This window comes from Nonomuraea sp. NPDC003201 (assembly GCF_053590415.1).
The window spans coordinates 18,330-35,640 of record NZ_JBSFTC010000100.1 but is presented as its reverse complement, the minus strand read 5'-3'; the positions used below and the strand labels follow the sequence as shown (position 1 = coordinate 35,640).

The window sequence follows — 17,311 nt, the reverse complement described above, 5'->3', positions numbered from 1 at the left end:
GCTGACCGCGGCCGACGTGGCCGCGGCGGTGCCGGCGGCCATCCGCGCGGTGACCGGCGGGGGCCGCTCGTCGTAGGGGTGGCCGGGGGCGGAAATCGCGCTCGACCACCCGCGTGAGCTGCCACACTGGAGGGATGTACTCCTCGATGGCCACACCGGCCCAGGCGCGGGTCGATCTGGCCGCGATCAGGCACAACGTGGCCCTGCTCAAGGAGCGGGCCGGCGGCGCGGAGCTGATGGGCGCCGTCAAGGCCGACGCGTACGGGCACGGGCTGGTGCCGGCGTCCGAGGCCGTCATCGAGGGAGGCGCGAGCCGGCTGGGCACCGCGTTCGTCCGGGAGGCGCTCGAGCTGCGCGCGGGCGGGGTGACCGCGCCGATCCTGTCGTGGCTCATCACCCCCGGCGAGCCGCTCGACGAGGCCCTCGACAAGGACATCGAGCTGTCGGCCTCCGACACGGGGCTGCTCGGCGAGATCGAGGCCGCCGCCCGCCGCACGAGGCGCACGGCCAGGCTCCACCTGGAGGCCGACACCGGCATGAGCAGGGGCGGCTCGCCGCTGGCCGCCTGGCAGGGGCTCCTCGAAGGGGCGCTGAAGCTCCAGGCCGAGGGCGTCGTCGAGATCGTCGGCCTCTGGTCCCACTTCGCCTGCGCCGACATTCCCGGCCACCCGTCGATCGAGCAGCAGCAGGAGGCGTTCAGAACGGCGCTGAAGCTGGCCGAGCGGGCCGGCGCGGCGGGCTCCCACGTGATCCGGCACCTCGCCAACTCCGCGGCCACCGTGACGCTTCCAGAGGCCCGCTACGACCTGGTCAGGCCCGGCATCGCGATGTACGGCCTGAGCCCCATCCCCGAGCTGGGCGACTTCGGGCTCAGACCGGCGATGACGCTCGTGGCGCAGGCCGGGCTGGTCAAGCGGGTTCCGGAGGGCTCGGGCGTGTCATACGCTCACCTGTACGTCACCGACCGCGAGACCACCCTCGGCCTCGTGCCGCTCGGATACGCCGACGGGATCCTCAGGCACGCCACCGGGCGGGTCGAGGTGCTGGCCGGCGGGCGGCGCAGACTGATCGCGGGCCGGGTGTGCATGGACCAGTTCATGATCGACATGGGCGACGACCCCTTGTCGGCGGGCGACGAGGTCGTGCTCTTCGGGCCCGGTGACGGGGGCGAGCCGACCGCTCAGGAGTGGGCGGATAATCTCGGCACGATCACGCATGAGATCGTGACCAGGATCGGGTCGCGCGTGCCGCGGGTCTACGAGCACAGGCGCTCGGAGTGACGACGGGCACTTCGCGGCAGGCATGAGCGGAGAAGGATCGGGGAGATGACGACGACAACACGGCGCAGGGTAGGCATCGCCGGCGCGCTCGTCGGTGCGGCTTCCGCCGGCGTCGCGGCGGCGGCGCTGGCCAAGCGGTACGCGGTCGGCAGGATCAGGCTGCGCCCCGACACCGAGGCCAGCGAGCCGTTCGGCGAGCTGCGGGGCAGGGAGCGCACGCTCGTCACCTCCGACGGCAAGGCGCTGCACGTCGAGGTCGACGGGCCCGAGGACGCCGAGCTGACCGTCGTCTTCTGCCACGGCTACTGCCTCAACCTGGAGTCCTGGCACTACCAGCGCAAGGACCTGCGCGAAAACTACCGCATGGTGCTGTGGGACCAGCGCTCGCACGGGCGCTCGCAGCGCGCGGGCGCCGACGGCAGCACGATCGACCGGCTGGGCGCCGACCTGGCCGAGGTGATCGAGAAGTTCGTGCCGGGACCGTGCGTGCTGGTGGGCCACTCCATGGGCGGCATGACGATCATGGCGCTGGCCGACAGCCACCCCGAGCTGTTCGCGGACAAGATCCGCGGCGTCGCGCTCATCGCGACCTCGGCGGGCAAGCTGGCCGAGCTCACGCTGGGCATGCCGGCGATGGTGTCCAAGGCGGTGCACAAGATCGCCCCGTCCACGATCTCGATCCTGGGCAAGGGCGGCGCCCTCGTCGACCGCACCCGCCACGCGGGCAGCGACATCGCGTTCCTGATGACCCGCTACATGGGCTTCGGCGACTCCAAGAACGTCAGCCCGACCGTGGTCGACTTCGCCGAGTCGATGATCAGGGCCACGCCGACCGAGGTGTTCGCCGACTTCTACCCGGCGCTGATGAACCACGACAAGCTCTCCGCGCTCGACGTCCTCGACCAGGTGCCCACCGCGATCATGGTGGGCGAGCGCGACTGGCTCACCCCGCCCGACCACAGCAAGGCCATCGCCGCGGCGCTGCCCAAGGCGCAGCTCACCGAGGTGCCCGACACGTCCCACCTCATCCAGCTGGAGCGGCCGGGCGCCGTCAACGACGCGCTGCGCGACCTGATCAAGAGGGTGGAGATGCAGTGAGGCTGGCGACCGCCGAGGACATGCGCGCGTACGGCGCCCGCCTGGCCGGGCAGCTGCGCGCCGGAGACCTGCTCGTCCTGTCGGGCGCGCTCGGCGCCGGCAAGACCACGCTCGTGCAGGGCATCGCCGAAGGGCTCAAAGTCCGCGGCCCGATCACCTCGCCCACGTTCGTGATCGCCCGGGTGCATCCTTCGCTGCGCCAGGGGCCGCCGCTCGTGCACGCGGACGCCTACCGGCTCGGCGGCGACCTGGAGGTCGACGACCTCGACCTGGACGCCTCGCTGGAAGAGTCCGTCACCGTCGTGGAGTGGGGCGAGGGGCTGGTCGAAGGGCTGGCCGAGGACCGGCTGGAGATCCACATCGACCGCGAGGCGGGCGACGAGGTCCGCATTGTCACCCTGCGCGGCGTGGGTCCGCGATGGGCCGACACGCCGTCTGAGCCGCTGGAAGACTAAAACCGCCGTCAATTTTCGGCAATACTGGCACCCTTGACGTACCAGGCCAATGACATAAATCATGATCGTTGGTCAGGGATTGGCCCAGATTTTCTGGGTATCAGGAGGGGCGACATCCATATTTCTGATGGATGCTGGGTGGTACGACGGCGGAGTGGGGTGCGGCCGGTGCTCAGGGTCAGGCGAGTCGCGTACGCGGGAGCCATCGTGATGGTCGGTCTGACCGGCTGCACGGCTTCCGCCGATGCAAATCCAACAGGCACAGCCACGCCCAGCCCCACAGCCAGCGGCACCGCCGCCCCGGCCGCCACCGCCACGGGCAGCCCGCGGCCCTCGACCAACAGGCAGACCATCTCGGTCCAGCTCAACCCCGACCGCGTCACCGCGGGCGAGACCTCCAAGGTGTGGATCCTGGCCAACTGCCCGGTGCCGACCGGCGGCCCGGCGCACACCGGCACCGGGACCTCGCGCGCGTTCGTCAACGGCGTCGTGCTCAACCCGGTCGCCGGGGCCTCGGCGACCCCCACCGCGACCGCCACGTCCGCCAACGGCTCGCCGTGGGTGCGCGGTGAGGCGCAGGTCTCGGGAACGGTCCGGCGCGGCTCCTATCGGGTCGACGTCAAGTGCGACGGCACCAACGACCTGGGCCGGGCCACCCTCAGGGTCGCCGCGGCCGAGGCCGTGCCGTCCACCGTGCCGAGCAAGGCGCCCAAGGCGGGCGGCGGCGGCACGTACGGGATGGACGCGAGCGACGACTCCTCGATCCCGATCGGCCCCGCGGGCGTGCTGGTCGGCCTCGCCCTGGTCGCGGGCATCGGCTTCGCGGTCAAGCGCCGCAAGGCGTAGCGATGGCCCGACCTGGACGGGTGGTGCTCGCCGGCGCCGCCACGGGCCTGCTGCTGGTCGCGTTCGGCAAGAGCATGCAGACCGGCAGCACGCCCACCGCGTCGATCGTGCCCGAGAGCATCGACATCCCCTCGATCGAGGTGGACGCACCGCTGATGAAGCTCGGTTTATCGAAGGACGGCGAGGTCGAGCTGCCCCCGTACGAGAAGCCGAAGGTGGCCGGCTGGTACTCCGGCAGCGCCGTGCCCGGCGAGAAGGGCGCCTCGGTGATCATCGGCCACGTCGACACCAAGACGGCCCCCGCCGTGTTCTACAAGCTCAGGCAGTTACGCAAGGGCGAGACCGTCAAGGTCGAGCGCAGTGACGGCAAGGTCGTGAGCTTCAAGGTCGACCACATCGAGCAGGTGCACAAGGACAGCTTCCCCACCAGGCGCGTGTACCTGGAGGACGGTCTCAAGCTGGTCACCTGCGGCGGCAAGTTCGACTACGCCAAGGGCGAATACCTGGACAACATCATCGTGTACGCCTCCCGCGCCTGAAAAACGGTTTGCGGTCCCTTTCCCCTCGTCCGGGATCATGGACGCGTGAGTGTGAACACCAGCCCGCCCGCGTCCGGCGTACGCCTGCCCTGGAGGTGCGTGCACCCGCAGGTGCGCGCGGCGGTCGAGGGCTTCCTCGGGGCGCGCGTGGCCGAGGCGGTCACCCAGCCCGGCGGCTTCTCGCCGGCGGCAGCGGTCCGCCTGCGCGCGGAGAACGGCAGGCGCGCCTTCGTCAAGGCCGTCGGCCCCGAGCCGAACGCCGACAGCGTCCGCATCTACCGCGCCGAGCTGGAGATCGCCGCGGCGCTGCCGGACTCCGTGCCCGCGCCCAGGCTGCTGACCGGCTTCGAGCTGGAGGGCTGGGTCGCGCTGGTCTTCGAGGACGTCGAGGGCGCGCCACCCGAGCTGCCGTGGCGGCGGGACCAGCTCGACCGGGTGCTCGACGCCGTCAGGCGGATGTCGGCCGAGCTCACCCCCGCCCCGATCGCCGCGCCGCCCATCGCCGAGTCCATCGGCTCGTCCTTCCACGGCTGGCGCGACCTGCTGGAGGAGGACGCCGGCGGGCTCGACCCGTGGGCGCTGCGCCACCTCGGCGAGCTGACCGAGCTCGAGTCCGGCTGGGCCGCGGCGGCGGCCGGCGACACCCTGGTCCACCGGGACCTGCGGGCCGACAACATCCTACTCAGCGGCGAGCGCGTCTACGTCGTGGACTGGCCGTGGGCCTGCGTGGGCGCGCCCTGGGTCGATCTGGTGGCCATGCTGCCGTCGATCGGCATGCAGGGCGGGCCGATGCCGCACGAGCTGTTCACCGATCCCGACCCCGCGGTGACCGCGGTGGTCGCCGGGCTCACCGGCTATTTCATCCGTCACTCGCGTCTTCCGGACCCGCCGGGACTGCCCACGGTCAGGGCGTTCCAGCGGGCGCAGGGGGTGGTCGCGCTCGACTGGCTCAAGCGTCGTACGGGCTGGTCTTGACTTTTGGAGGCGGCGGGCCGTACGGCGGGTAGGCTAGACAGCCGTGCTGGTCCTGGCCTTTGATACCGCGACACCCGCCGTCACCGCCGCGCTCCACGACGGTGGACGAGTGCTCGCCGAGCACACGACGATCGACGCCCGGCGTCACGGCGAGCTGCTCATCCCCACCATCGAACGCGTGCTGGACGACGCCGGCGCGGCGCTGCGCGACGTGACCGCCATCGTGGCGGGCAGCGGCCCCGGCCCCTACACCGGGCTGCGCGTCGGGCTGATGACCGCGCAGGGGCTCGCCACCACGCTGGGCATCCCCGCGTACGGCATCTGCACGCTCGACGCCGTCGCCTACGGCAGCGGGCTCGCCGAGCCGTTCCTGGTGGCCACCGACGCGCGGCGCAAAGAGGTGTTCTGGGCGCGCTACGCCGACATGCGCACCCGGCTCGACGGGCCCTTCGTCGACCGCCCCGCCGACGTGCCCGTGGACGGGCTGCCGGTCGTGGGCGCCGGCGCCGGGCTCTACGCCGAGATCCTCGGCGAGAGCGACGCGCCCCCGTACCCCTACGCCGGCGCCCTGGCCGCGCTCGCCGCCGAGCGGCTCGCCCAGGGCACGCCGCTCGACCCGCCCCGCCCGATCTACCTGCGCAGGCCCGACGCCGTCGTGCCCGGGGCGCCCAAGCGGGTGACGGCGTGAACCTCCGGCCGATGACCGTGACCGACCTGCCGGCGGTCATGTCGATCGAGCGGGCCACGTTCCCGCTCGACGCGTGGAGCGAGGGCATGATGCGCGGCGAGCTGGCCGACATGCCGCGCTCGCGCCACTACGTGGTGGCCCTTTTGGACGGCGAGATCATCGGCTACGCCGGGCTCGCCGCCGCGGCCGACCAGGCCGACGTGCAGACCATCGCGGTGCTGGAGAAGCACCAGGGCACCGGCATCGGCGGCGCCCTGCTGACCGAGCTGCTGGCCGAGGCGGGCCGCAGGGGAGCGCGGGAGATCTTCCTGGAAGTACGCGCCGACAACCCGCGCGCGCAGGCCGTCTACCGGCATTACGGGTTCGAGGACATCGGCACCCGCCGCCGCTACTACGACGACGGCACCGACGCGATCATGATGAGAAGGAATCTTGATGACTGACGAACCACTGGTCCTGGGCATCGAGACCTCCTGCGACGAGACCGGCATCGGCATCGTCAGGGGCCGCACCCTGCTGGCCAACACGATCGCCTCCAGCATGGAGGAGCACGCCCGCTACGGCGGCGTGGTGCCCGAGGTGGCCTCGCGCGCCCACCTGGAGGCCATGACGCCGACGGTGGAGGCCGCGCTGGCCGAGGCCGGCCTGAAGTTCTCCGACATCGACGCCATCGCCGTCACCGCGGGCCCGGGGCTGGCGGGGGCGCTGCTGGTGGGTGTGGCCGCCGCCAAGTCGTACGCGCTGGGCCTCGGCGTGCCCCTCTACGGCGTCAACCACCTGGCCGCCCACGTGGCCGTCGACCAGCTCGAACACGGGCCGCTGCCCAAGCCGTGCATCGCCCTGCTCGTGTCGGGCGGCCACTCCTCGCTGCTGCTCGTGCCCGACGTGGCTTCGGACGTGATCTCGCTCGGCTCGACGGTCGACGACGCGGCCGGCGAGGCGTTCGACAAGGTCGCGCGGGTGCTGGGGCTGCCGTTCCCCGGCGGGCCGCACATCGACCGGGCCGCGCGCGACGGCTCGGGCGCGGCGATCACGTTCCCGCGCGGCAAGATCGACGACGGGACGCTCGACTTCTCCTTCTCCGGGCTCAAGACGGCCGTGGCGCGCTGGGTCGAGGCCCGCGAGGCGTCCGGGCAGTCGATCCACGTGCCCGACGTGGCCGCCTCGTTCCAGGAGGCCGTGGTCGACGTGCTGACCCGCAAGGCACTTCAGGCGTGCCGGAAGTACGACGTGCACGACCTGCTGATCGGGGGCGGCGTGGCGGCCAACTCGCGGCTGCGCGCGCTGGCCCAGGAGCGGTGCGACGCGGCCGGCGTACGGCTGCGCGTGCCCCGCCCCGGGCTGTGCACCGACAACGGCGCGATGGTCGCCGCCCTGGGCTCCAACCTGGTCGCGGCCGGGATCACGCCGTCGACGCTGGAGATCCCCGCCGACTCCTCGCTGCCGATCACGACCGTTCACGTGTGAGGGCCGTGCCGTCATCGACGGCACGGCCCCCGAAGTCAGTACACCTAGTCCTTGGCCCTGGTGGGGCGCAGGAGGGCCTCGGCCAGGGCCAGCATGGTCTCCTCCAGGGCGCCCAGGCGCTTGGTGAGGTCGTCGGTCGCGGGCTGGACGATGCCGGTGACCGTCTCCGTGAGCTGGTCGCGGTCGGGACGCGCCGTGACGAGCTCGGTGAGCGCGCTCGCGGCGGCGGTCAGGCGCTCGGCCTGGTCTCCGGCGTGCGCCTGGAGCAGCTCGCTCTGGCCCGCCAGGGCCTCGGGGAGGCGGCCCACGCGCTCGCTGACGGTCTCGATGCGGTCGTCGACGGACTCCAGGTGCGCGCTGGCCTGCTCGGCGCGCGTGGCCAGGCCGTTGAGGTGGGTGTCGAGCCCGTTGAAGCGGGTGTCGAGGCCGTCGAACCGGCTGCTCAGGTGCTCCTCGGCCTCGACCAGGCGCTCGTCGACGGAGTCGATCTGGGTGTCGAGCTTGTTGAAGCGGCCCTCGTTGCGCGTGGACAGCTCGCCGAGGCGCTGGTCGGAGGTGGCCATGCGCTCGTCGAGAGCGCCGAAGCGGGCGTCGATCCGTACGTCGAGCGCGTCGAACCTGTCGTCGTGGCGCCCGAGGTGGCCGTCCACGGTGCCCAGCCGCTTGTCGACGCCGCCGAGCTGGTTGTCCACGGACAGGAGCCGCTTGTCGACGCCGGCCATCCTGCCGTCGAGGCCGTCGAGCCTGGTGTCGATGTCGGCCAGGCACTCGTCGGCGGACTCCAGGCGGCTGTCGAACCCGGTGAGCCGCGAGTCGAGCCCCGTGAGCCTGCCCTCGACCCGGTCGAGCCGGGCGTCCACGCCGCTGAGGCGGGCGCTCAGGCGCTGCTCGCTCTCGCCGAGCTGGATGGCGAGGTGCTGGTCGGTCTCGTCGAGCCTGGTGGCGAGGCGCAGCTCGACGTCGGACAGGCGGCTGCCGAGCTGCTCGTCGGACTCCTTGAGGCGGCTGGCCAGCCGCTCGTCCGCCTCGACGAGGCTGGTGGCCAGGCGCTGGTCGGTCTCGTCCATCCGGGCGGTCAGCCGCAGGCCGGTCTGGTCGATCCGGTCGGTCAGTCGCTGGTCGGTCTCGTCGAGCCGGTCGGAGAGCCGCTCTTCGGTCTGGTCGAGGCGGTCGGACAGTCGCTGGTCGCTCTCGCCGAGGCGGACCGTCAGCCGCTGGTCGGTCTCGTCGAGCCGGGTCGTCAGTCGCCGGTCGGTCTCGTCGAGGCGGTCGGAGAGCCGCTGGTCGGTGTCGTCGAGGCGGGTCGTGAGGCGCTGGTCGGCCTCGACGAGCCGCGTGGTCAGCCGCTGGTCCGTCTCGTCCATCCGGACGGCGAGCTGCTTGTCCTGGGCGCTCAGCCGGGCGGTGAGGTGCTCCGACAGGTCGCCGACCGCGACCTCGACCCGGTCGGTGCGGGTGGTCAGGTCGGCCATCGACTTGTCGAGCCTGGTGAAGCGGCTCGCGGCGGCCTCCATGCTGCTGTTGAGCGTGGCCAGCGTGGCGGCGAAGTCGGACATCCCCTTCGTGAGGCCGTCCGTGCTGTCGAGCACCGTCTGCAGGCGGGTCAGCGCCTCGTCCACGCCCTCGCCCATGGTGCCCAGGTCGGCCCGCAGGCCGGGCAGGTCGGCCACCGGGGCGACGCGGGCGTCCACGTCTCCGATCCGCTCCCCGACGGCGTCCACGTGGTCGCGTACCGCCTCGACGTGCTGAGCCAGCCCCTCCGCCCACATCGGCGGCTTGGCGGTGATGTCGTCGAGCCGCCCGCTGACCGCCTGCAGCGTGCCGCTGAGGCCGCCGAGCTCGCGCTCGCGCACCTCGCGCAGCAGCCACTCCATGCCTTCGAGCCGCTGGCGGATCTCGTCCAGCACCGCCCCCTGCGTGCGCTGCTCGTACACATGATCCTGCGAGGCGCGCGCCAGCAGGTCCCGCATCCTCTCGGAGATGCCGGACTGGCCTCCTGCCTGGAGAAGGGTGGTGTGGTTGGAATGGTCCACCGAAAGCTCCTTTGGCTCGCCGACGGTCTGCCGCGCAGCGGTGGGATATAGGTCGATTTTCAGATGAACGAGCGGGAACACGGAAAACCGCAGGGGAGAACTCCCGTCCGCCAACCTTAGCCTCTCGATCAAGGTCCGTCAGGGGCGAAGTGAAAGATCGAGGTTAACAGCAGAATGACCGGTTCAGGCAGGTGGAGAGGTGTCGCAGATGATGACCGATGGCTTATCGATGATTCGGGTAAGGATGATAGTTGCCGATTTTTCGCCATTTAGGCGGAGATCTGAGCGGAGGCGCTCGATGTCGACGGCGGAGCCGCGCTTCTTGATGGTGACATTTCCGACTTGTCGCTCACGGAGGGCGGCGCGCAGCTTTTTCCCTGAAAAGGGGAGAACGTCCTCTACTTCATATCTGGCCGCCCATGGGGTGTCGATCGGGTCGTCACCGGTGATGTAGGCGATCATCGGGTCGAGCAGGCGTCCGTTCACGATTTCCGACACCTCGCCCACGAGATGCGCCCGGATGGCCGCGCCGTCCGGCTCGTAGACGTACCTGCCGACCGGGCCGACGGCGGCCTCGGCGCCCGTGGCCGTCAGCGTGTGGCCGCCGGGCAGCAGGGTGGCGCGGCGGCCCGCTCCCTCCTGGCCGGTCCAGAGGGCGGCCTCCTTGACCTCGCCCTTGTACGAGACCCACTCGGCCTCGGCGCCTCCGGGGATGAACTCGTACGGGATGCCCGGGGCGACCTTGACGCACGCCCGGGAGGCTCTGGCGACCAGGTCGAGCACCACCGGCCAGGGCGGGGAGTAGGCCATGGGGTCGAACGTCCTGCCCCGGCCCGTCCGCCTGGCCGGGTCGGCGAAGAGCACGTCGTACTCCTCCGGCCGCACCTCGGCCGCGTCCCCCACCGACACCGTCACCCTGTCGGCCAGCCCGAGCGCGTCGGCGTTGGCCCTGGCCACGGCGACGGTCAGCGGGTCGGTGTCCACGGCGGCCACGGTGCAGCCGGCGCGGGCCAGCGCGAGGAAGTCGCCGCCGACGCCGCAGCAGGCGTCCACGACCCTCGGCCCACGCGTGAGCCCGCGCTGGGACGTGTCCGTGACGCCGGGCCCGTGCGGGGCCGCGTCCGTGACGCCGAGCTCGTGCGGGGGCGCGTCCGGTCCGTGCAGGGGTGCGTCCGCTCGTGTCTCGGCGGTCAGGCGGCGGGCGCGGTGCTCGGCGACCTCCGTCCGCGTGGACTGCTCCAGGCCGTGCGGCGTGAAGTACATCCGCCCGGCGTCCTCGCCGAACTTGGCCCTGGCGCGGTCCCGCAGCCCCGCCTGGGTGAGCGCCGCGGAGGTCAGCGCGGCGTCGTACGTCTTGCGCATTCTCGTGGCGGCGGCCACCGGATCCGTGCCCACCAGCTCCACGGCCTCCGCGAGCGCGCGCTGCCCGCGCGGTGTCAGCAGCTCGTCGAAGGCGTCAAGGTCCACATCACCCGACGTTAGTGCCACGTCCGACCCGGTCGGACCATGGGCGTACGGTATCTAGAAGGGGCGGATTCGGTCTGATCGCTCTCAGCAGACGCGTTCGTGTTGACTGTCAAGCCCCTCTTGCATATGTTTCCTGTTGGCACTCTCCCCTTGAGAGTGCCAACGTGCGACGAGGCAGGTCTGACACCCGCGACGGCAGGCCCAGCTGGTCGCCTCTTCTAGATCATTCAAATCTGAAGGGGAGGTCCGATCGTGACGACCGCCACCAAGGTTCCCGTTAAGCCGCTCGGCGACCGCATTGTGGTTCAGCCGCTTGAGGCCGAGCAGACCACCGCTTCCGGCCTGGTCATCCCGGACACCGCCAAGGAGAAGCCGCAAGAGGGCAAGGTCCTCGCGGTGGGCCCCGGCAACTGGGATGAGGACGGCGACAAGCGGATTCCGCTCGACGTCTCTGAGGGCGACATCGTCCTCTACAGCAAGTACGGCGGCACCGAGGTCAAGTACGGCGGCGAGGAGTACCTCGTGCTCTCCGCCCGCGACGTTCTCGCGATCATCGAGAAGTAAGCCGGATGTGTCGAGCCCCGGGCGCTCTTGAGGGCGGCCGGGGCTTTCGACGCTAGGAGAGGACTTTCAAACAATGGCGAAGATCCTGGAGTTCGACGAGGATGCCCGCCGCGCGCTCGAGCGCGGGGTGAACGCCCTCGCCGACGCCGTGAAGGTAACCCTCGGCCCGCGAGGCCGCAACGTCGTCATCGACAAGAAGTTCGGTGCGCCGACGATCACGAACGACGGTGTGACCATCGCTCGTGAGATCGAGCTGGAAGAGCGCTACGAAAACCTCGGCGCCCAGCTCGCCAAGGAAGTTGCCACCAAGACCAACGACATCGCGGGCGACGGCACCACCACCGCCACCGTGCTGGCCCAGGCCATGGTCCGCGAGGGCCTGCGCAACGTGGCCGCCGGCGCCTCGCCGCTGTCGCTCAAGCGCGGCATCGACAAGGCCGCCAAGGCGATCAGCGACAAGCTGCTCGACAGCGCCCGCGAGGTCGCCGACAAGAAGGAGATCGCCAACGTCGCGACGATCTCCGCCCAGGACGCGCAGATCGGCGACCTGATCGCCGAGGCGTTCGACAAGGTGGGCAAGGACGGTGTCCTCACCGTCGAAGAGTCCAACGCCATGGGCATGGAGCTCGAGTTCACCGAGGGCATGCAGTTCGACAAGGGCTACGTGTCGCAGTACATGGTGACCGACCCTGAGCGGATGGAGGCCGTCCTCGAGGACGCCTACGTCCTGATCAACCAGGGCAAGATCGCCTCCATCGCGGACTTCCTGCCGCTGCTGGAGCAGATCGCCCAGACGAAGAAGCCGCTGCTCGTGATCGCCGAGGACGTCGAGGGCGAGGCCCTGGCCGTCCTGGTCACCAACAAGATCCGCGGCACCTTCACCTCCGTGGCCGTCAAGGCCCCGGGCTTCGGCGACCGCCGCAAGGCCATGCTGCAGGACATCGCCACCCTCACCGGTGGCCAGGTCGTCAGCGAGGAGGTCGGCCTCAAGCTGGAGCACGTCGGTCTCGAGGTGCTCGGCACGGCCCGCCGCGTCGTCGTCACGAAGGACAACACCACCATCGTCGACGGCGCCGGTGACCCGCAGGCCATCGAGGACCGCGTCAAGGAGATCAAGCTCGCCATCGAGCAGTCCGACTCCGACTGGGACCGCGAGAAGCTGCAGGAGCGTCTGGCCAAGCTCGCCGGCGGTGTGTGCGTGCTGCGCGTCGGCGCCGCCACCGAGGTGGAGCTGAAGGAGAAGAAGCACCGCCTCGAGGACGCGATCTCCGCGACGCGCGCCGCGATCGAGGAGGGCATCGTCTCCGGCGGTGGCTCCGCGCTGATCCACGTCTCCAAGGACCTCGACGACCTCGGCCTGACGGGCGACGAGGCCACGGGTGTCGCCGTCGTGCGCCGCGCCCTGGTCGAGCCGGCCCGCTGGATCGCCGAGAACGCCGGTCTCGAGGGCTACGTGGTGACGCACAAGGTCGCCGAGCTGGAGGCCGGCCACGGCCTCAACGCCGCGACCGGCGAATACGGCGACCTGATCGCGCAGGGCGTCATCGACCCGGTCAAGGTCACGCGTTCGGCCGTCCAGAACGCCGCGTCGATCGCGGGCATGCTCCTCACGACCGAGGCGCTCGTGGTGGACAAGCCCGAGGAGGAGGCCCCCGCCGCCGGCGCGGGCCACGGTCACGGCCACGGCCACTGACCCGGCTCCTCTCTCGCCACGGCCCGCACACCCGAAAGGGTTGCGGGCCGTTCGGCGTTCCTGGGACGGTTCAGCGCAGGCCTATCGCGCTCTCCCAGAACCAGTTCCAGCGGATCTCGTCCCGGAAGCGGTTCACGCCCGCCTCGTACAGGACGCCGATCGCGCCGTTGCCGAGGAGCGCCATGTCGGAATATCCGGCGTGGTCGCCGTCGATCCTCACCCCCGCGTTGTTGGTGGAGTTGTCGTAGTTCCGCCAGGTCGCGCCTTCGTCGAAGGACGAGCGCACGTTCATGCCCACCGGGTTGTTGTCGGTCTTCGGCGTGGCGGGTGCGGAGAGCAGGATCCGGGTGTTGGGGGCCTTGTCCCGCTGGCGCAGCAGGGCCGGATGGGTGGGCGGAGCGGTGACGGCGCCGTCGGCCCGGAAATCGCCGTCGAACGACTCGCCGCCGTCCGTGCTCACGCCCCGGGCCAGGCCGTGGACGGAGGTCTGGTCGTCGGGCACGGCGCCGTTGCGGGCGATCACGAGGATGCCGCCGTCGGTCCGCTCGACCAGGGTCTGCTCACCCAGCTTCAGGACCGACTTGTCGTAGGTCGCGGTCGCGCCGATCTGCCACGTCGCGCCGCGGTCGTCGCTGTAGATCAGCCGTACGCTCTGCGTGTCGCCCACGCTGAAGTAGACGGGCACCACCAGGCGGCCGTTGTGGGCCGGCTGGGTCAGCTGGATGCCGTGCCCCGGCCCCGTGGCGAACCAGTCCCCGGCGCCCGCGGGCGCCTTGACGACGCCCGACAGGTCCTTCGGGCTCGACCAGGTGACGCCGTCGTCCGTGCTGACCTGGACCTTCGGCGTACGCGGCGTCGTCTGGGACGCGGTCGGCTCCGAGGTCGTGAACAGGAACACCGGCCCGCCGGAGTCGGCGACCACGGTCGCGTTCCCCTGCAGGGCCGCTCCGGCCGTACTGGGCAGGACGACCCTGCTCGCCTCCCAGGTGACGCCGTCGTCGGTCGAGCGCCGCATGACGACGTCGAACGCGCCGTGGTCGGCGCAGTTGTTCTTGTTGCGCCGCTCGGCGAAGGCGAGCAGCACGCCGTTCCTGGTCTTCACGACCGCCGGCAGCCGGTAGCAGGTGGCCCCCTGGGATCCGCCGGCGGGGATCGACTTCCACAGGGTCTGCTTGTGGAAGACGTACGTGGGGGCCTGCGCGGCCGCCGCGGGTGATGCGCTGAGGGCGACGGCCATGAGCGCTCCGGCTGCCGCGGTGAACGTCCGAAATGTACGCATCAATGCCTCCATTTACGCGTTCGCGGCCATGATCGTCTCATCGGTCGTCCCCTTGATCCACTGCCTCCTGAAGATCGGCGCCGCAGTCGCCGTGCGTCGGCGACGACCGGCGGCCGCCTGGCGCGGGCGCGGTTCGGGGTATCCATGGAGCGATCCCCTCGTCCGGTCGATCGCATCCGCACGACGCGGCACGAAAGCGAGTACTCGATGGGGACGGCGTCAGCGACGACCTGCCGGCGGCGACCGCGGTTGGTGGACGCGGCGGAAGGGCGCTCCACCTCTCGCCGCTCGTCCTTTGATGCGCATCGTGAGGGCCTTGTTGGCTGGGGGCTCGGTTCGACCGCGGGGCGAGCGGTTGTGGCGGTGGCGGCCCTCTGCCGGAACGGCTCTTGGTCGGCGGGGATCGGGGTTGCGTCCGAGGGGTGTGGGGCTTGCCCCCACGGGGTGCTGCCCGAGCTCTCCATCGCGCGAAGCGCGTCGCCGAGGTGAGGATCATGCCGTTTGCCCCGGTGCCCCTTGGGCTTCCAGGGATCTCTGGCGGGCGGTTGGGGAGAAGTGGGCGGAAAAGGTGGATTATTGGAGTAAACCGGCAGTGGGTGATAAGCGTCCGGGATCTGACAATTATCGTGCATTCCAGGTTATGGGATGAAACATTATGTCACTAGTTAAGCCTTAGTGTGGTCATTTGATTACTGCCCGTTATCGTCGCTTCAATGTGACCAATCCGTAGCCGTTCGCCATGACGACAGGCCGGATCAGTGCGGGCATCATGCCTATCGTGAGCGAGGGAAGCGTCGCCGACGCCAAAATTGGGGTAAGGCTCGCGTCGAGACTTCCGGCACGGACGGATGACTCCGACCTTAGGGAACTGACGAGCCTCGCCGTACAGGGAGATCGCAGTGCGATCGAATCCCTGCTCGGCGAGTTGCGTCCGATGGTGGTGCGGTATTGCCGCGCCCGGCTGGGCAGGGTTTCAGGGCAATATCACATTGCCGATGACGTAGCCCAGGAGGTGTGCATCGCGGTCCTGTCCGCGCTGCCGCGATACCGCGACATGGGGCGGCCGTTCGCCTCCTTCGTGTTCGGGATCGCCTCGCACAAAGTGGCCGACGCGCTACGGAGTTCGGTGCGCTCGGCCGTACCGACTCAGGATCTGCCCGATGGGCCGGACGACGGGCCGGGGCCCGAGGAGACCGTGGTCCGCTACATCGAGGTCGAGCACGCGCGCAGGCTCCTGGCCAGATTGCCCGAGAATCAGCGCGAGTTGCTGCTGTTGCGGGTGGTGTCAGGGTTGTCGGCTGAGGAGACCGGTAATGTACTCGGTATGTCACCGGGTGCGGTTCGTGTCGCCCAGCATCGGGCGCTTGCCAGGTTGAGGCAGATGGCCGAGCTGGAGTCGGCTTGACGTCAGAGGAGGAGACCGACGCGCTGCTCGACGCGCTCGGTCGTGGAGAGAGCCCTGACTCAGGCGATCCAGCCGTGCGGTTGCTGGCCGTGCTGCTCGATGATGTCGGTCAGCGGCGTTCCTCCGTGTCGATGACGCCGTCGACGTAGCCTCTGGCGTACTCCCAGCTGACGTAGTCGGCGGGGTCCGGGTGAAAGGCCGGCTCGTGGACCTGCGGCTGGCCTTTCTCGATCATTTGTCGTAGGTTGCCGCGCAGCAGCTCCCAGTCGAAGAAGTGCTGCTCGCCGCATTCAGGGCAGTCGAGTACGAGGCCCAGGACCCCCTGCGGTTCGAGCAGGGAGCGGAAGACCTCGACGTCGGCGAGGTCAGTGATGGCCTCGTCGCGTTCGGCTGCGGTGAGTGGCTCGGCGTCGTCGAGGGCGCCCATCGCCGAGGAAGGGTCGTTCGGGTCGTCCGCGAACGGGTCGCGGGGGACGTCTTCCAGCACCTTCCCACCATATGACCGAAGCGGCCCGAGCGGTGGACATTACCTCAGCCATCCGCGCCTGGCCGCCTCCACGCCTGCGTGGAAACGCGACTGAGCGCCCAGTTCGGACATGGCGTCCGCGAACCTCGCCCGGACCGTTCGCACCGATACGCCCAGTTGGCGGGCTATGGAGTCGTCACACATGCCCTGGGCGGCCAGGCGGAGGACCTGGACCATGCCGTCGCCCCGGCGGCCCCAGGGCAGGGGCACGGCCCTGGCCCACAGCTCCCTGAACAGCGTGCGGAGCATGCCCACGACGATCGGCGTGCGGATCAGATAGAAGTTGTACGCGTGGTCCGGCAGGTTGCCGCCCCAGTACGGGGGCAGGCCCGCGACCTCGGGCCCCGCGGTCATGAACCAGCTCGGCACCCGGTCCAGCGTGCGCACCTTGCCGCCTGTCTCCAGCACCCGGGTGAGCTGGTCGCGTACGCCCGGCAGAGCCAGAGTCGAAACCGGGATGATCACGTGAACCGTGAGAAGTTTTCGTTCTTGCGCGTCAATCCATAGTTCCGCAAATTTGCGCGCGAAATCGATCATTGTGCGTTCGTCGGGAACCGCGGTCAATAATTCCATCGGCGGAGACTGCACGGCTATGCCGACCACGCTCTCGTACAGCACGTCGGCCCCGTTCACCATCTCCACCGTGAAGGTGCCGCTCTGGTAGTCCCGGCCGGCGTCGTAGTCGCGGATCAGCGACCGGATCGAGCCGAGCGCCGAGTCGATCCTGCGGCTCTCCTCCGCCAGCCGGTCGAGCCGATCGGCGATCACCCTGCCGAGAGCCGCGGCCGGGTGTCTGGCCAGGTATTCCCCCGACTGCTCGTCGATCACGCCCAGCTTCACGAGGTCGTCGAGCTGGCGGCCGACCTTCTCGACGGGACCGTCCATGGCCTGCGCGAGATCGGTGCGGGTCGCGCGGTGCAGGCGCAACACCGCGGTGTACAGCGCGGTCTGCGTCGGGTCGAGGCCCAGCGTCTCGAAAGGATCAGGCATCGTACG

17 protein-coding genes are annotated in these 17,311 nt (G+C 70.3%); 12 read left to right on the top strand and 5 right to left on the bottom strand.

Translation table 11 applies throughout. The features are described 5' to 3' along the window. Positions 1–146: 146 nt before the first annotated feature. The 9 genes from alr to tsaD all read left to right on the top strand — a co-directional run bounded on the left by alr (position 147) and on the right by tsaD (position 7,348). Positions 147–1,280 carry an alanine racemase gene (gene alr / locus ACWDX9_RS29940; protein ID WP_449959680.1) on the top strand — a complete coding sequence of 378 codons (1,134 nt, stop codon included), beginning with the start codon at positions 147–149 and terminating at the stop codon, positions 1,278–1,280. A 45-nt stretch (positions 1,281–1,325) separates the two neighbouring features. Then, positions 1,326–2,378, top strand: coding sequence for an alpha/beta fold hydrolase (locus ACWDX9_RS29935; protein WP_364243728.1), 1,053 nt, complete (start codon positions 1,326–1,328; stop codon positions 2,376–2,378). Further along, positions 2,375–2,833: a tRNA (adenosine(37)-N6)-threonylcarbamoyltransferase complex ATPase subunit type 1 TsaE gene (gene tsaE / locus ACWDX9_RS29930; protein ID WP_449959672.1), complete on the top strand. Its 459-nt coding sequence runs from the start codon at positions 2,375–2,377 to the stop codon at positions 2,831–2,833. The genes ACWDX9_RS29935 and tsaE overlap by 4 nt, the downstream gene beginning before the upstream one ends. A 168-nt stretch (positions 2,834–3,001) precedes the next feature. Further along, entirely contained in the window at positions 3,002–3,679 is a 678-nt protein-coding gene (locus ACWDX9_RS29925) for a hypothetical protein (RefSeq protein WP_350731035.1), read from the top strand. 2 nt (positions 3,680–3,681) lie between these two features. Further along, positions 3,682–4,218 carry a class F sortase gene (locus ACWDX9_RS29920; protein WP_449959670.1) on the top strand — a complete coding sequence of 179 codons (537 nt, stop codon included), beginning with the start codon at positions 3,682–3,684 and terminating at the stop codon, positions 4,216–4,218. Positions 4,219–4,263: 45 nt separating this feature from the next. Further along, entirely contained in the window at positions 4,264–5,193 is a 930-nt protein-coding gene (locus tag ACWDX9_RS29915; RefSeq protein WP_449959668.1) for an aminoglycoside phosphotransferase family protein, read from the top strand. 43 nt (positions 5,194–5,236) lie between these two features. Then, positions 5,237–5,881, top strand: a complete 645-nt coding sequence (gene tsaB / locus ACWDX9_RS29910; protein WP_364243717.1) for a tRNA (adenosine(37)-N6)-threonylcarbamoyltransferase complex dimerization subunit type 1 TsaB — start codon at positions 5,237–5,239, stop codon at positions 5,879–5,881. Positions 5,882–5,892: 11 nt separating this feature from the next. Further along, positions 5,893–6,324, top strand: a complete 432-nt coding sequence (gene rimI / locus ACWDX9_RS29905; protein ID WP_449959666.1) for a ribosomal protein S18-alanine N-acetyltransferase — start codon at positions 5,893–5,895, stop codon at positions 6,322–6,324. Then, positions 6,317–7,348 (top strand): tRNA (adenosine(37)-N6)-threonylcarbamoyltransferase complex transferase subunit TsaD, encoded by a 1,032-nt coding sequence (tsaD, locus tag ACWDX9_RS29900; protein WP_449959664.1) that lies wholly within the window; start codon positions 6,317–6,319, stop codon positions 7,346–7,348. Before rimI ends, tsaD begins: the two co-directional genes overlap by 8 nt. A 44-nt stretch (positions 7,349–7,392) precedes the next feature. On the opposite strand, the gene ACWDX9_RS29895 is transcribed toward tsaD, so the two are convergent. Beyond that, entirely contained in the window at positions 7,393–9,381 is a 1,989-nt protein-coding gene (locus ACWDX9_RS29895) for a hypothetical protein (RefSeq protein WP_449959662.1), read from the bottom strand. 183 nt (positions 9,382–9,564) lie between these two features. Continuing rightward, entirely contained in the window at positions 9,565–10,848 is a 1,284-nt protein-coding gene (locus ACWDX9_RS29890) for a class I SAM-dependent methyltransferase (protein ID WP_449959660.1), read from the bottom strand. A gap of 252 nt (positions 10,849–11,100) precedes the next feature. On the opposite strand from ACWDX9_RS29890, the gene groES reads away from it, so the two are divergent. Both groES and groL read left to right on the top strand, forming a co-directional pair. Next, complete coding sequence (gene groES, locus ACWDX9_RS29885; protein ID WP_043623565.1) at positions 11,101–11,412, top strand: co-chaperone GroES; 312 nt, start codon at positions 11,101–11,103, stop codon at positions 11,410–11,412. Between the two features lie 73 nt (positions 11,413–11,485). Continuing rightward, positions 11,486–13,105, top strand: a complete 1,620-nt coding sequence (gene groL / locus ACWDX9_RS29880; protein WP_449959658.1) for a chaperonin GroEL — start codon at positions 11,486–11,488, stop codon at positions 13,103–13,105. A 70-nt stretch (positions 13,106–13,175) separates the two neighbouring features. Here groL and ACWDX9_RS29875 read toward each other — a convergent pair whose 3' ends face one another. Next, positions 13,176–14,384 (bottom strand): sialidase family protein, encoded by a 1,209-nt coding sequence (locus ACWDX9_RS29875; RefSeq protein ID WP_449959656.1) that lies wholly within the window; start codon positions 14,382–14,384, stop codon positions 13,176–13,178. Between the two features lie 769 nt (positions 14,385–15,153). On the opposite strand from ACWDX9_RS29875, the gene ACWDX9_RS29870 reads away from it, so the two are divergent. Further along, the gene (locus ACWDX9_RS29870) at positions 15,154–15,789 is read left to right on the top strand and encodes a sigma-70 family RNA polymerase sigma factor (protein ID WP_132334441.1); all 636 of its coding nucleotides are present in this window, start codon (positions 15,154–15,156) and stop codon (positions 15,787–15,789) included. A 109-nt stretch (positions 15,790–15,898) separates the two neighbouring features. On the opposite strand, the gene ACWDX9_RS29865 is transcribed toward ACWDX9_RS29870, so the two are convergent. Beyond that, the gene (locus ACWDX9_RS29865; protein ID WP_090930411.1) at positions 15,899–16,276 is read right to left on the bottom strand and encodes a DUF5319 domain-containing protein; all 378 of its coding nucleotides are present in this window, start codon (positions 16,274–16,276) and stop codon (positions 15,899–15,901) included. A 39-nt stretch (positions 16,277–16,315) separates the two neighbouring features. After that, on the bottom strand, positions 16,316–17,305 hold the full coding sequence (locus tag ACWDX9_RS29860; protein WP_350731053.1) for a helix-turn-helix transcriptional regulator: 990 nt from the start codon (positions 17,303–17,305) through the stop codon (positions 16,316–16,318). Positions 17,306–17,311 lie beyond the last annotated feature (6 nt).

Bases quoted from the DNA above. Each gene is read 5' to 3' on its own strand.
- alr (WP_449959680.1), top strand. From the start codon at position 147: ATGGCCACACCGGCCCAGGCGCGGGTCGATCTGGCCGCGATCAGGCAC.
- ACWDX9_RS29935 (WP_364243728.1), top strand. From the start codon at position 1,326: ATGACGACGACAACACGGCGCAGGGTAGGCATCGCCGGCGCGCTCGTC.
- ACWDX9_RS29920 (WP_449959670.1), top strand. From the start codon at position 3,682: ATGGCCCGACCTGGACGGGTGGTGCTCGCCGGCGCCGCCACGGGCCTG.
- rimI (WP_449959666.1), top strand. From the start codon at position 5,893: ATGACCGTGACCGACCTGCCGGCGGTCATGTCGATCGAGCGGGCCACG.
- tsaD (WP_449959664.1), top strand. From the start codon at position 6,317: ATGACTGACGAACCACTGGTCCTGGGCATCGAGACCTCCTGCGACGAG.
- groL (WP_449959658.1), top strand. From the start codon at position 11,486: ATGGCGAAGATCCTGGAGTTCGACGAGGATGCCCGCCGCGCGCTCGAG.
- ACWDX9_RS29875 (WP_449959656.1), bottom strand. From the start codon at position 14,384: ATGCGTACATTTCGGACGTTCACCGCGGCAGCCGGAGCGCTCATGGCC.
- ACWDX9_RS29870 (WP_132334441.1), top strand. From the start codon at position 15,154: ATGCCTATCGTGAGCGAGGGAAGCGTCGCCGACGCCAAAATTGGGGTA.
- ACWDX9_RS29860 (WP_350731053.1), bottom strand. From the start codon at position 17,305: ATGCCTGATCCTTTCGAGACGCTGGGCCTCGACCCGACGCAGACCGCG.